Origin of the sequence: Zobellia sp. OII3 (genome assembly GCF_002211465.1) — a bacterium.
Taxonomy (GTDB): Bacteria; Bacteroidota; Bacteroidia; order Flavobacteriales; family Flavobacteriaceae; genus Zobellia; species Zobellia galactanivorans.
Map to the genome: position 1 here is coordinate 629386 of NZ_MWRZ01000002.1, position 12914 is coordinate 642299.

Below are 12914 nucleotides of genomic sequence, written 5' to 3' on the forward strand. Positions count from 1 at the left end.
GCCCTTCTTAGAGAAAAGAGGGTGAAGCTTGGGCCGGCCAAGGGCCACATCACTCGGCTTACGCCCCCATTAAGCGTGTAGATAGTCCGCTTCCCCCGCGATTCTACGCTGATTTTATGGGTTCAAAATCAATACCGATAAACCTTGGTTCACATTGCTCCGTAAACATTTTAATGGCCACGTCATAATGCACCATGATCGTACTAGGCGACTCATAAAGACGGAAAAGTAATGTGCCTTCCGCTTTTTGGACATCAATGACGAGTTTTTTAAAATTATAACCTCCTAGGAGTTTATTCCCCTCACTTCGGTCCAGGTCAACACATTGTAATAGGCCAAATATATTTACAACAGAAAAACCTTCCCATACGAGACCTAGGTCCGGGTTTTTTAAGGTAACCGGATAGGTTTGCAGATTATCTACACCTGCATTTTTAAGGGCGAGGATAAACCGTTCGGACATCAGGGGTATATACAATGATATCAGGTCACCGGGAGGGTTCTTTTCCGTAAAATTAACTTCTAGGGTGAATTTTTCATGGATTAGCGTCTTGTTGTATGCCCCGGCCGTAAAACGGTCCGCATTGTCACTAAGGCTTCCCCATTCAGTTACACCAAGATCTTGTGAAGGCAAAATATTCAAAGTATAATACATAGGCTTTTCGTTACATATCGGGCATTTGCTGTTTGGCAGGCTATAAACCTAAGGCATCGACAATTGGGCCAATGAAAAATCCGCCTTATCCAAAACAAAAAACATTAAATATTTTTGATACGGCAACACTCAATGTTGAGTGTTTTTAAAATAATTGATTTAACAAACAGTATTGCACCAGCTTTTGTGTGGAATCGAAATTCAGCTTTTTAAGTATATTCCTTCTATGGCCGTCTACCGTATGTGAGCTAATAAAAAGCTTTTCGCCTATTTCCCTACTGGTCTTGTTCAGGGCCAATAAACGAATTACATCGTGCTCCCTATTGGTCAATGAATTCGTGTTTATGAGCTTTTGGGAATAGTTTTTATGGTACAATATTTCATACTCATTGTTTTCGTTTAGTTTTTTTATCAAACATACGATGGGCCTATATTCACCCTTGCCGGTAACCGTACAATGGGCAATACCAATAATAGGCTTACCGTTTTCATCAAAATAGGTAGGTGTTTGATGTTCTAAAATGTTGCAATACTTTCCTTTACTATTTTTTACCCTAAAATTCCAGGTATAGTTTAACTTATTACGATCCTCTTGTTTCACTTTTGTCATCGTAAAATGCATTAGATCTTCCAAGGCACCCATCCAAACAGCTAGGTCATCGGGATGAAAATAAGACAGCCAATATTTGGCGCCTATGTCACACATTTTAATTCTATCCAAGCCCAAGGCATACTCAAAGTTTTTACTGACAAAGGCATACTTCTGTGTCGTGGTATTGGTTACAATAAAAAAGGACTCATTGTGGGGCAAGTACTCATCTAGCTCCCTTAATTTATTGAGATGATTTTCTATTATGGTATTTTGATACTCTTTATTGGTATTGAATATTTCTTTAAATAAATCAATGCTTGTTTTGGTCATTCGTACATCATTCTTAGCTTTAAAAAAATAGTTTTAGGTTCGTTAAGGCTTATATCCTATAATGCCCTTCCTCACGCGACCGAAACTATCGGCAAGGACAAAAGACTTGGGTCTTTTAGGAAATTTCAATGACTACGTTCCCTCTTTTTCGCCCCTTATCCACATATTCGTGGGCCTTTACGATTTCTTCTAGTTGAAAACGTTGGTCGATAAAAGCTTTTAGTTCTTCTCTTTCCGCCATTTCCCTGATGAGCTCAAGGGTTTCGTCTTTTTCTTTGGTCATCATTTTTACCGAAACGAAAGTACCCCCGGGGTTTAGTACCTTTTTGGCCTTTGATTTGGTGGTCTTTCCAACGGCATCAAAAACGATATCGAATTTTTCATCGCCAGCGGAATAGTCCTCTTTTTTATAATCGATCACGCTTTGCGCCCCCAAGGATCTTAGCATTTCAAAATTGGAAGTGGAACACACCCCTTTTACCGTGGCGCCTTTTTGACTTGCGATTTGAACGGCATAGCTTCCTACACTGCCGGAAGCCCCATAGACCAATACGTTTTGTCCTTTTTTTAATTGGGTTTTCCCTAAAAGGTAGATGGCCGTCATTGCCCCGATCGGTAGGGCCGCTGCCTCTTGATACCCCAGGTTTTTAGGTTTTAGGGCAACAACGCCGCTTTTCCATTTTTGCGGCAAGCATATATATTCGGCATACGAGCCTTTACTCAGCATAGTTGTCGTACCGAATACGCTGTCCCCCACCTTAAATCGCGTGACTCCCTTTCCTATTTCTTCTACAACCCCGGCCAATTCATGGCCTAAAATTTTCTTTTTCGGTTTAAAAAGTCCGAATATCAATCGGGCAGGAAGCCAAAACAAAGGAGGGAAGTCGGAACTACGAAGCCGTGCATCTCCTGAAGTAACCGTGGCCGCATATATTTTTACCAAAATCTCATCGTCTTTTGGTATCGGTTTTTCTACCTGTTTTAGGGTAAGGACATTTGGGGGACCATACGCTTCGTAAATAACTGCTTTCATATTGCCTTTGGTTTTCTGGAAATTACGAACAACAGTCCTATAGGTCCTATATCCCGCATATTTCTTTTACTTCCCCTAATATATAAATAATCCTCTTTCCCCCTATCATACTGTCTACATAGATTGCAGGCCCAGCCCTGATTTTGAGGGAGCGGAAAGGAATTCCCTAAAAAAAAGGGCTAGCTACACTCGTGTCAGCTCGGGACAATTACCTTCAACAAAAAAAGCGGATGCCGGTTATAAAACCAGCATCCGCCCTCAATATATCCATCACTGTTCCTTATTTCTTTCTCAGCACACGGTCCAGTACCATCTCCTTATCGAGTTTCTTGGTACAGAAAAACCAATCCTTACAATCGATATCGCCATCTTCCATTCGGTCCTTGGCCGTACCGCAGGAGCCTGCGGGGCCTACGATGACGTCGTCTCCGGGCCTCCAATCGGCTGGGGTGGCCACATCGAATTCATCGGCGGCCTGCAAGGCGATGATCACCCGGTACAATTCGTCAAAGTTCCTGCCCAAGCTCAAGGGGTAGTAGATAATGGTCCTGATAATTCCCTTAGGGTCGATAAAAAAGACGGCCCTGACCGCTTTGGTAGTATCTTCGTTAGGCTGTATCATGCCGTATTTTTTGGCTACATCCATGGTAATGTCCTCAATCAGGGGAAAGTTGACCTCAATGTTTTTCATTCCCTTGTACTCGATCTTTTCCTTGATGGTACGCAACCAGGCAATATGGCTGTAGAGCCCGTCAATCGAAAGGCCTACAAGCTTACAGTTGGCCTCGGCAAACTTCTCTTCCATAGAGGCGAAGGTCATAAACTCCGAGGTACAAACAGGGGTAAAATCGGCTGGGTGACTAAAAAGAATGACCCAACTTCCCTTATAGTCCGCCGGAAAATTAATATCTCCTTGAGTGGTTACCGCTTTAAATTCGGGGGCAGCATCGCCTATTCTTGGCATGCTGGTTACTTCATATTCTTTACCTTGTTCCATTACTCTATTATTTAGGATTCATAATAGCAGCAAGGTATTCGATATACGCAGCATCCACAGTTACCTATGTTACAAAAACCCTTTTTCTACGGCCTATTACAAAGGTGAGTTCTGCCTTGGCTACCGCCTGCCCGTAGCACTCAGGACATTTTACATTTAATCAAGTACATGTTGCAACTACGCTTTGTCGCACCCAACTAAATTTGGCCTAAATCGCTATAGTGGCTATTCGCATACAGGCCCTAAAAATGTACCGTACCGATCTTTTCAAAAAACCAAAAGGGCCCGGTTAAAAACCGGACCCTTTCTTCGCTAATTTATACACTTTTATGATGGTCTACAAAAAAAGTGTATCGGTCTACATATGAGAACCTGCTTCTAAACCGACCGTAAAATGGCACCGGTCGACCTAGTCTTTCTTGATGCTAGTTTAATCAACATCAATAATAAGCTTCATGGCCTTTTCTTTTGAGGCGTTCAAGAACACTTCGTAGGCCTTTTCCATTTCACTTAGTTTAAAGTGGTGCGTAATCAGTTTGTTTACCGGCAACTTGTTGGTAGACACGGCCTTCATCAACATAGGGATGGTGTTGGTATTTACCAGTCCGGTTGTAATGGTCAAGTTTTTGATCCACAGGTCTTGGATCTCAAAATCCACTTTTTTACCGTGCACCCCAACATTGGCGATATTTCCGCCCGGTTTTACTATTTTTTGGCATACATCCCAGGTTTGAGGGATACCAACGGCCTCTATGGCCACATCTACCCCTTCCTCGCCAACAATTTCCGCCAGCTCTTCCTGTAGGTTGTCGGAAGGTTTTAAGGTGTGGGTGGCCCCCAATTGCTTGGCCATCTCCAACCGGTTCTCGTCGAGGTCGATTACCACGATTATCGCGGGCGAATAGAACTGGGCGGTCAAGAGAACGGAGATCCCTATAGGCCCGGCACCCACAATGGCAATGGCATCACCCGGTTTTACCTCACCGTATTGCACCCCGATTTCGTGCCCCGTAGGTAAAATATCGCTGATCATTACCGCCACCTCGTCATCGATAGAGTCGGGTATTTTGTACAGGCTATTGTCGGCATGGGGAATTCGCACATATTCGGCCTGTACCCCATCGATCATATGACCTAGGATCCAACCGCCATCCTTACAATGCGAATAGAGTTGTTTTTTACAATATTCACACGAGCCGCATGAGGTAATACAGGAAATAATGACCTTGTCCCCCACTTTGAACTGGGAAACGCTGTCGCCTACCTCCTCTATGATTCCCACACCTTCGTGGCCCAAGGTAATACCGTCCCTCATATAGGGGTTCTTCCCTTTGTAAATACCGGAGTCGGTTCCACAGATGGTGGTCTTTACGACCTTTACAATGGCATCGGTCGTTTTTTCAATAACAGGTTTGGCTTTTTCCTCGAGGGCGATGTTATGATCGCCATGATAAACTAACGCTTTCATAAGTCTTACTTTTTTATGTTATGAATTACTATGTATGTGTTCTTCCCTGCACTAATCTTTTTGCTGGCATTCTGATGTGTCCTTGTTAAGGATATCCGTTTTTATAAAATCGTTTCTTAACACCGGTTTCCACTTGAAATCGACGGTTTCCGTAACGGTAAAATTGTTCTTAGGGTCGGTCGATAATAGGGTTTCGGTGAAATCGTCCTCCATTTTTCTAAGCTTGTCCAGTTCGCACGGGGGCAATTCCCCTTTTACGGCAAGGGCGCCCAGTTTATCTATTTCCCCTGGTTTTACTCCTTGGTTCATGCGTACGGTTACGGCTTTTTGGGTATCGATACGTTGCACGGTAAACAGGCCGTCGATATCCTTGGAAACATAAAAGGTGTTGAATTGATACCGTGCCCCTGTATCGTATATGGCCGCATCGGTAAGGCAGGGCGAGGGTTGACTCACAATGCGGGTATTGGTACGGTCTATGGGGCCGTCTCGATACAGTTCGCCCAAGGCCTCTTGCAGGGCCAGATGGCCCACTACCAAACCGTCGCAAAGGTGACCGTGAAATTTGACGAGGTCGTTAAGGTCTATATCTTGTACATTTCCCAGTCGCCCTTTGGAGAAATCGGTGTCATTGACCCGCATTCCGGTCTTGATATGGTTTTCCCTTTTGGGCAGGTAAAGTGTAAAGGATCGGGCTCCCGAGTTAATTTTGTCCAAATGGCCCATAAAGCTTTGGTCGTCCTTTAAAAAATGGACGTGGACAAAGCTTTTCGAACCTGTAAATATTCCCTGGTGTTGTGCCGAATAAAAGCCTACCAATTGCCCTTTCTCGTTTTGTGACGTGAATTTTTGGGACTTTACATCGGGTTTGTAACCTTCTACCTCAGGGTTTCTGGGAGTAACGATATGTATCGTCATTTCATCGAACTGCCCTGTAATACGAAACGCAAAAGGTTCTTTGAGATTATAGCCCTTTGTTTCGGCAAGGGCCGCCACCTTTTCCTGGATTTCCTGAACGCTGTTCAGCGGACCGTCTAGATCAAAGCCTTCCCACTCGGGCACATGGCTATACACGAAAAAAGGGGATCGGATGTCCCAACTTTGCCCCACAAGGGCCTTCCCGGTTTCAAAAGCCGAGGCATGGAAGGGCATGCCGTCAACAACGGTTATTTCGCCTTTCATGCGGTCATAGGGCCCCATGCCGTACAAGTGGGATTTCTGGGGAAGGGTATCCAACCAGACCTTAAGATCGTAAGTGTTGCCTATATCCTTCATCGCCCCAACAGCGTACACTTCTGGCACGGTCTGTCCTATGAGGAACTGCGATGTAAAAACGATGATGGAAAAGATGGAAATTAATTTTTTCATAGATGATAGGAATTACAAGATGAGGTTGAATAGATATCCCGATAGAATGATGCACAGCGTCACGACCCCAAAGAAAATAGCAATCAGTTTTAAGGACATCACTTTTTTGAGCAAGGTGGCCTCGGGAATGGAGAGGCCTACCGTGGCCATCATAAAGGCAATGGCCGTACCCAAGGGCACCCCTTTGGCCACAAAGACCTGGATGATGGGAACAATACCGGCGGCATTCGCATACATGGGTACGGCCACCAGAACGGCCAAGGGAACCGTCCACCATTGGCCACCGCCCAAATAGCGGTCAAAGAAGTTCTCGGGCACGTAACCGTGCATGGCGGCGCCAATGGCGATGCCTATAATTACATATAACAGCACTCCCTTGACAATATCCCAGGCGCCACGGGTTATCTCGGGCAGGCGATCGCGAAAACTTCGCTTCTCTTCTTGGTACTCGGCCTGCTGCCTCTTGTTTTCAAGAATTTCCTTTACCCAATCGGAGAGTAAGGGCTCCAAATTCATTTTACCCAAAAGCCATCCCCCGACCGAGCCCAATAAAATGCCCGACAAGGCATAGATCAAGGTGGCCTTTATGCCGAACATCCCCAAAAACATGGCAACGGCCACCTCGTTGACCAAGGGTGAGGTGATCAAAAAGGCAAAGGTGACGCCCAAGGGAATGCCCCCTTGTACAAAACCGATAAAAAGGGGTACGGACGAACAAGAGCAAAAAGGGGTGATGGCCCCAAAGATGGAGGCGAAAAAGTATTCCAGGCCATAGAGCTTTTTCCTGTTCAGATAGTCCTTTAGGCGTTCAATGGGGAAGTAGGCGTTTACGACCCCCATGATAAAAACGATAAAGAACAGGAGGATTAGAATTTTCAGGGTGTCGAACACAAAGAAATTCAAGGCCGTGCCCAAATGGGTATCCGCTCCTATTCCAAACACCGAATAGATCAACCAATCGGCAAAATGCTGAAGCCAATCAAACATTAGGAACGGTTTTTATGGTTCCCGAAATGGAACATGACAGTTTTACGGTATTGTAAATAGTACCGAACTTTTCGATATTCTTTTTCAATAGGGCCGTATTCAATTTGTCATCGTCGCTGTAGATCGTTAAGCTGTATTCGATGTTATCCATTCTTGGGGGATTCTCTAGGCGCGTAGCCTTTACCTCGAGGGTGGTTTTGGTATAGGAGAATCGCATCATGGTAGAAAAACGCTCCACGTTCTTTAGCATACAGGCAGCGAACGACCCCAAGAACAACTCGGCGGGATTGGGCAGACTGTCGGCAGTTTTTGAAGTCGTGCCAAACGCGATGTTCGATTCCTTTATATGGATCGTTGCATCGTCATTGGCCATCGAGGAAGCTTTGATTTGGTAGTCCATAATACCCTTATTAGTTCAACAGTGCCAATACTTCGTCTTTTGAGGGTACCCGGCCTTTTATGGTAATCACGTCGTCGATGACCAATGCCGGGGTGGTCATTACGTTGTATTTCATGATTTCCATGATATCCTCTACTTTTTCGATCGTGGCGTCTATGTTGTTTTCGGAAACCACATCCTTGACAACACCTGTCAAGGATTGACATTTTGGACAACCGGTTCCTAAAATTTTAATTGTTTTGCTCATGACAACTTCTTTGTTTATCGCCAATGGACGATTTGATGATTAAAAAAATTATTTAAAAAAATCCTGAAACAACGCTTTTGCAATGTTCCAGTTTTCTTGGTTGATACAGTATTTTATTTTGGGCGGTTTTAATTCTCCCTGAATAAGTCCCGCATTCTTTAGTTCCTTCAGATGTTGTGAAACGGTAGATTGCGCCAAGGGAAACACGTCCACCAAATCGCCCGTAAAACAACAGGACTGACTTTCAAGGTGTTTTAAAATGGCAATGCGTGTCGGATGCCCCAGTGCTTTGGAAAATTTTGCCAAGGCTTCGGTATCTTCCTTGTATTCGATATGTTCCAAACTTCTTTTCATATTGCTTATCGTAAAATTACGATAGACGATTGGCCTGTAATGTGACCAAAGTCACATAAGGCCATTTTTTTGAAAAAGTTATTTTTTTTGCAGATAGAGGCCGGGTAATGGTGCGGCCAGGGTAGGTATAAACAAAAAGCGGTCCGAGTGCAGGCCCAGACCGCCTTTATATAGATAAAACTATCTTTTTAAGGTAAAGTGACCGGACAATGTTTTTCCCGTTTCTTGGTCTACGTATGTGAACCAATAGTCGTCGGAAGGCATTGGCCGACCGTTGTATGTGCCGTCCCAAGAGGCATTGTTGTTCGGGTCCAATTGCACCAACAATTTACCATAGCGATCGAACACATAAATATAGGTTCTGTTTCCCCCCGCAAGAATGGAAGTGTCCCAATAATCGTTAGTTCCGTCATTGTTGGGTGTGAAGAATTTTGGAAGCTCCAAAGATTCGGAATCGTTACAGGCGACAGTGTCAATGGTCACGGTAAAATTAGTTTCTCGGGCACATCCATTGGATTCCGAACGAACATAGATCAATTGCGTTTCAACGATTTCATCTCCAGGATATAATTGCAGGCCTTCGCCATTACTCTCCGTAAAATAGCTTTCGTCTGTAGGTAAGATGGGAAGAATATATCCCTTACATTCAGTTACATCTTCCAACAGGGTAACGTCGTTTACCCCATTGATGGTAACCGTAAAGTTACTTTCGTCCGTACAGGTATCCGATCCCGAACCGTTTTCCGCATATATGTACAGGGTGGTCGTTTCCGATATGACATCCCCGGGGTATAGTTGTGTTCCCGTTTTGTTCGGCCCCGTATAATAGTAGTTGTTCGCGCTCAACGCTGGCAACTCAAAATTATCGCACCGTTCTACATCTCCAAAGATGTCGGCCACCGGTGCCTCTTGTACAAGAAGGCTGAAAACGGTCTCATTATAACAACCTGAGGAACTGGTCACCCGAACCGTAATATCTTGCTGGCCGGGAGTGGTATTGGTATATGAAGCCGTTAAGTTTAAGGGGTTTCCCATGGCGTCGAAATAGGACACGGTGACCCCGGTCTGTGGGCCGATCACTTGAGATTCGATCTGAGCCAGATCCAAGGCAAAGGTTTCAATACCGTCGCCGTCCGTATCACATGCATATAAATTCTCAATGGGGTTGGCGGTGGACCCTACGTCGCTTACGGTAAGCGTTATCGGGTTTCTTTCCAGTACCAGATCTGTGACGATAGCACTGGTTATTATACAGGTATAGACCCCCGAATCGGAAATTTGGAGGTTGTCGAGTTCCAAATTGACACTGTCGGAACCGGGGATGGCAACGCCGTCCTTAAACCATTCATAAGTGTTGGCGGAACCACTTACCGTGGTTTCGAGGGTAACTGTGTTTCCCGTACAGGTGGTAATGTTCTCTACCTCGTCGACCTTTGCCTGGGGTGTGTCTTCAAATATGATAAGGTTAGAGTTGAAATCATTAAATTGATCCTCAAAGTCCCCAAATTCAAAACGATTATCACCGAATCTCAAAAAGTCCAAATCATTGGCATTGGAAAAATCCGGTAAGACACCTTCAAAATTATTATTGTAGATATATAGTAATTCTAATTCAACCCAATTAACAAGACCGGACGGCAAAGGGCCACTCAATTGATTATTCTCAACCTGAAAAGAATGTAAGTCAAGAAGATTGGAAAATGTATCGGGAATTTCCCCTGTTAATTGATTATCGGATAATGATAAGGTTTTAAGTTTGGTCAAATTTCCTAGCTCATCAGGTATTTCCCCCGTAAAATTATTTTTACTTAAGGATAACTGTTCCAGATTAATTAAATCTTCCAGTTCTACTGGTATTTCTCCTGAAAGATTATTATCCTGCAAAAATAATAGGCTTAGATTATTTAAAAGAGTTAGTTCAATCGGAATTCCGCCCGAGAGTTCGTTAACTCTCAATGAAAGACTTCTTAAATTAGATAACTGTCCAAGTTCAACGGGTATAGTTCCTGTTAATTCATTATACGATAATGACAATGATTGTAAGTTGGGCAAATTTCCCAGTTCCACTGGTATATTTCCTGATAATTGATTACTGCTCAAATTCAATTGTATTAGATTAACAAGCTTTTCTAAAGCAACAGGAATTGTTCCACTTAGATTATTTGCGCTTAACCATAAATATTCCAAAGATGACAAGTTTCCTACTTCTGGGGGAATAGCTCCTGTAAGTAAGTTTCCATCAATTAATAAACTTTCCAGATTAGAAAGATTGCCAATGGAAGGAGGGATTGTTCCCGTCAATTCGTTTTCACGTAATACAAGGTTTATCAGAGAAGTCAGATTCCCAATATCTACTGGAATCTCTCCTGAAAAATTGTTCCTGCCTAGATTAAGAGTTGCTAAATTGCTTAATGAGGTAATACTTTCGGGTATTGTTCCTGATAAATCTTCTGAAAACAAGTTCAATACTTGCAAAAAAGGGAGGTTCTCTATTTCGGGTGGTAAAGTTCCTGTCAAGTTATTTCTATCTACATCCCTAGATGTAGGGTTCATACTGATCTGGGTGATATTATTTCCTGATATGGTCAACCCATACCAATCATTGGTTACCACCGTATTTTCTATGGGGACCACAAAATTCCAATCGTTTGTGGGGTCTCCATCCGATTCGCTGAACCAACCAGGTCCCCCGGTCGCATCATAAAAAGCCTTTAGTGCTTGTATTTCGGATACGGGAATTTGAGCCGATGAAATGAAACTTCCTAAAAAAAGCAACATTATGAATAATAGGGGATTTTTCATGAGCTAAAATTGCTTAAACCACAAAATAGGGTAAAATGTAATAAAAATTATTGAATATTGAAGACATTGGTTAAAATGACAAAAAGAAAAGAGGAAGTACTCTTCTTTTTCTTGTTCGGTGTCGAGATCTAGGTTTTCTATCATTCTGAATAGTGCAATGATATCTTTTGCATTTTACGGCATAGGTAGCTTCTATGTTAATGCTGTATTGGTAGTCGTTGGTAAACAGGTATAAACAAAAAGCGGTCCGAGCCTGCGCTCGGACCGCTTTTATATGTCGGTATAAACGTTTTATGTCCGTGATTACTTGGCCCTTACCGGACAACCGATCGCCTTGGTAAAATTTGGGTCTGGTTCCGTACCGTTCTCCACGGCGCGTATGACATTTTCCACATACTTTACCTTTACGACTTCGGCCGATCGGGCATTATCGTCAATGGTTCCGAAAGACGCTATGCCGTTCACCTATTTTTTGGCGTCAAGAACTGGGCGACCCGTCTTTAATGGCCTGGTTTTTATCCCCCATTTTTGAGGCGAGTACACTTATGACCAATAACTGCAGGGCGTGAAACAGCATAAGGGGCAAAAGAATAATACCGATCGTAGCGGCATTGCCAAAGATAATTTTAGCGAACACCGTACCGTGTACCAATGATTTTTTCGTTCCGCAAAATTGGGCGGTAATTTGATCTTCGGTATTGAACTTCAGCTTCTTGGCCAAGAATCCCGTTAAAACGTATAGGATGACGAACAAAGCCAAAACCGCTATAAAAACTATGAGCAGGTCTAAAAAGGAAATGGCGTTGAAAATATTATAGTCAAAAGACCTTGCAAAACTCTTGTAAATGATGAGCAGAATGACCGATTTGTCGAACAGGGTCAATTGCTTGCCGTATTTCTGTGCATATTCCCCCCACAAACGCTGTAGCACCACCCCGAGCAATACCGGTAAAATAATCTGTACGATCAGTTGTAGATAGATATCGGCAAAGTCAAACTCCGTTTGGGCGTTCTTGACAAAGAGTCCCATCCATAAAGGCGTAAGTAGCACCCCGATAATACCCGAAATACTGGCGTTGAAAATAGCGGCGGGGATGTTGCCCTTGGCTATGGAAAACCATAACTACCGATGAGGATACGGTAGAGGGAAGCGCGGCCAAGAAAAAAAAGGCCAACCAGATGATTTCCTGCTCCCCGTTCTGGATGAGGGGGCGAAATAGCAAGACCAATAGGGGGAAAATCAGAAAGGTGGAGGCCTGTACCAAAAGGTGCAATCTCCAATTTTTAAGCCCGTCCTTTAATTTAGAGGGACTCAATTTGAGTCCGTAGAAAAAGAATATAAGCGAAATTCCTATCGCACTTATGGTATCGATAGGAATCTTACTTTCCGGTATTCCCCACTGGGGAAATAGATAGGCCAAGCCAATAACCACTATTACCGATAGTACAAACCGATCTATCTTTAGTTTCATATTTTTTGGAAATGCGTATAAAAGGTCCAAAAACCATCATGATGTTTATAAAAGGGACAAAGATACTTTTTTGACCTAGGTTAGAAGGGGCAAATATCGATTTTAGGGAGAATTTAAAATCAGAAATACAACTCCCTTGTGTTTGTTTGAACGTGCGAAAACAATGTGGTCACAGGCCTTTTTCCGCCTGTGGTTACTTCAGTAGGTCA

Annotated in this window: 14 protein-coding genes; all 14 read right to left on the reverse strand. The window is 43.5% G+C overall.

The window, feature by feature from the left end:
* Nucleotides 1–103 precede the first annotated feature (103 nt).
* Nucleotides 104–655 carry a hypothetical protein gene (locus B4Q04_RS09985; RefSeq protein ID WP_013995761.1) on the reverse strand — a complete coding sequence of 184 codons (552 nt, stop codon included), beginning with the start codon at nt 653–655 and terminating at the stop codon, nt 104–106.
* Nucleotides 656–800: 145 nt separating this feature from the next.
* Nucleotides 801–1577: a LuxR C-terminal-related transcriptional regulator gene (locus tag B4Q04_RS09990; protein ID WP_013995762.1), complete on the reverse strand. Its 777-nt coding sequence runs from the start codon at nt 1575–1577 to the stop codon at nt 801–803.
* Between the two features lie 115 nt (nt 1578–1692).
* Entirely contained in the window at nt 1693–2610 is a 918-nt protein-coding gene (locus tag B4Q04_RS09995) for an NAD(P)-dependent alcohol dehydrogenase (RefSeq protein WP_088696718.1), read from the reverse strand.
* A gap of 280 nt (nt 2611–2890) precedes the next feature.
* Nucleotides 2891–3607 carry a peroxiredoxin gene (locus tag B4Q04_RS10000; protein WP_088696719.1) on the reverse strand — a complete coding sequence of 239 codons (717 nt, stop codon included), beginning with the start codon at nt 3605–3607 and terminating at the stop codon, nt 2891–2893.
* Nucleotides 3608–4037: 430 nt separating this feature from the next.
* Nucleotides 4038–5075: a zinc-dependent alcohol dehydrogenase family protein gene (locus tag B4Q04_RS10005; RefSeq protein ID WP_013995765.1), complete on the reverse strand. Its 1038-nt coding sequence runs from the start codon at nt 5073–5075 to the stop codon at nt 4038–4040.
* Between the two features lie 51 nt (nt 5076–5126).
* Complete coding sequence (locus B4Q04_RS10010; RefSeq protein ID WP_088696720.1) at nt 5127–6443, reverse strand: FmdE family protein; 1317 nt, start codon at nt 6441–6443, stop codon at nt 5127–5129.
* Between the two features lie 12 nt (nt 6444–6455).
* On the reverse strand, nt 6456–7430 hold the full coding sequence (locus tag B4Q04_RS10015) for a permease (protein ID WP_013995767.1): 975 nt from the start codon (nt 7428–7430) through the stop codon (nt 6456–6458).
* Entirely contained in the window at nt 7423–7830 is a 408-nt protein-coding gene (locus B4Q04_RS10020; RefSeq protein ID WP_088696721.1) for an OsmC family protein, read from the reverse strand. Before B4Q04_RS10020 ends, B4Q04_RS10015 begins: the two co-directional genes overlap by 8 nt.
* Before the next feature lie 10 nt (nt 7831–7840).
* Nucleotides 7841–8077: a thioredoxin family protein gene (locus B4Q04_RS10025; protein ID WP_013995769.1), complete on the reverse strand. Its 237-nt coding sequence runs from the start codon at nt 8075–8077 to the stop codon at nt 7841–7843.
* Nucleotides 8078–8125: 48 nt separating this feature from the next.
* Entirely contained in the window at nt 8126–8431 is a 306-nt protein-coding gene (locus tag B4Q04_RS10030) for an ArsR/SmtB family transcription factor (RefSeq protein ID WP_088696722.1), read from the reverse strand.
* 180 nt (nt 8432–8611) lie between these two features.
* Nucleotides 8612–11233, reverse strand: a complete 2622-nt coding sequence (locus tag B4Q04_RS10035; RefSeq protein WP_088696723.1) for a T9SS type B sorting domain-containing protein — start codon at nt 11231–11233, stop codon at nt 8612–8614.
* A gap of 303 nt (nt 11234–11536) precedes the next feature.
* On the reverse strand, nt 11537–11698 hold the full coding sequence (locus tag B4Q04_RS22710; protein WP_161496064.1) for a hypothetical protein: 162 nt from the start codon (nt 11696–11698) through the stop codon (nt 11537–11539).
* A gap of 13 nt (nt 11699–11711) precedes the next feature.
* Nucleotides 11712–12344: a bile acid:sodium symporter gene (locus B4Q04_RS23120; RefSeq protein ID WP_317042120.1), complete on the reverse strand. Its 633-nt coding sequence runs from the start codon at nt 12342–12344 to the stop codon at nt 11712–11714.
* A complete protein-coding gene (locus B4Q04_RS23125) occupies nt 12226–12705 on the reverse strand; it encodes a bile acid:sodium symporter (protein WP_317042117.1) in 480 nt (159 codons plus the stop codon). Before B4Q04_RS23125 ends, B4Q04_RS23120 begins: the two co-directional genes overlap by 119 nt.
* Nucleotides 12706–12914 lie beyond the last annotated feature (209 nt).

Coding starts and splice junctions, on each gene's coding strand:
- B4Q04_RS09985 (WP_013995761.1), bottom strand. CDS start 655: ATGTATTATACTTTGAATATTTTGCCTTCACAAGATCTTGGTGTAACT.
- B4Q04_RS09990 (WP_013995762.1), bottom strand. CDS start 1,577: ATGACCAAAACAAGCATTGATTTATTTAAAGAAATATTCAATACCAAT.
- B4Q04_RS09995 (WP_088696718.1), bottom strand. CDS start 2,610: ATGAAAGCAGTTATTTACGAAGCGTATGGTCCCCCAAATGTCCTTACC.
- B4Q04_RS10000 (WP_088696719.1), bottom strand. CDS start 3,607: ATGGAACAAGGTAAAGAATATGAAGTAACCAGCATGCCAAGAATAGGC.
- B4Q04_RS10005 (WP_013995765.1), bottom strand. CDS start 5,075: ATGAAAGCGTTAGTTTATCATGGCGATCATAACATCGCCCTCGAGGAA.
- B4Q04_RS10010 (WP_088696720.1), bottom strand. CDS start 6,443: ATGAAAAAATTAATTTCCATCTTTTCCATCATCGTTTTTACATCGCAG.
- B4Q04_RS10015 (WP_013995767.1), bottom strand. CDS start 7,430: ATGTTTGATTGGCTTCAGCATTTTGCCGATTGGTTGATCTATTCGGTG.
- B4Q04_RS10020 (WP_088696721.1), bottom strand. CDS start 7,830: ATGGACTACCAAATCAAAGCTTCCTCGATGGCCAATGACGATGCAACG.
- B4Q04_RS10025 (WP_013995769.1), bottom strand. CDS start 8,077: ATGAGCAAAACAATTAAAATTTTAGGAACCGGTTGTCCAAAATGTCAA.
- B4Q04_RS10030 (WP_088696722.1), bottom strand. CDS start 8,431: ATGAAAAGAAGTTTGGAACATATCGAATACAAGGAAGATACCGAAGCC.
- B4Q04_RS10035 (WP_088696723.1), bottom strand. CDS start 11,233: ATGAAAAATCCCCTATTATTCATAATGTTGCTTTTTTTAGGAAGTTTC.
- B4Q04_RS23125 (WP_317042117.1), bottom strand. CDS start 12,705: ATGAAACTAAAGATAGATCGGTTTGTACTATCGGTAATAGTGGTTATT.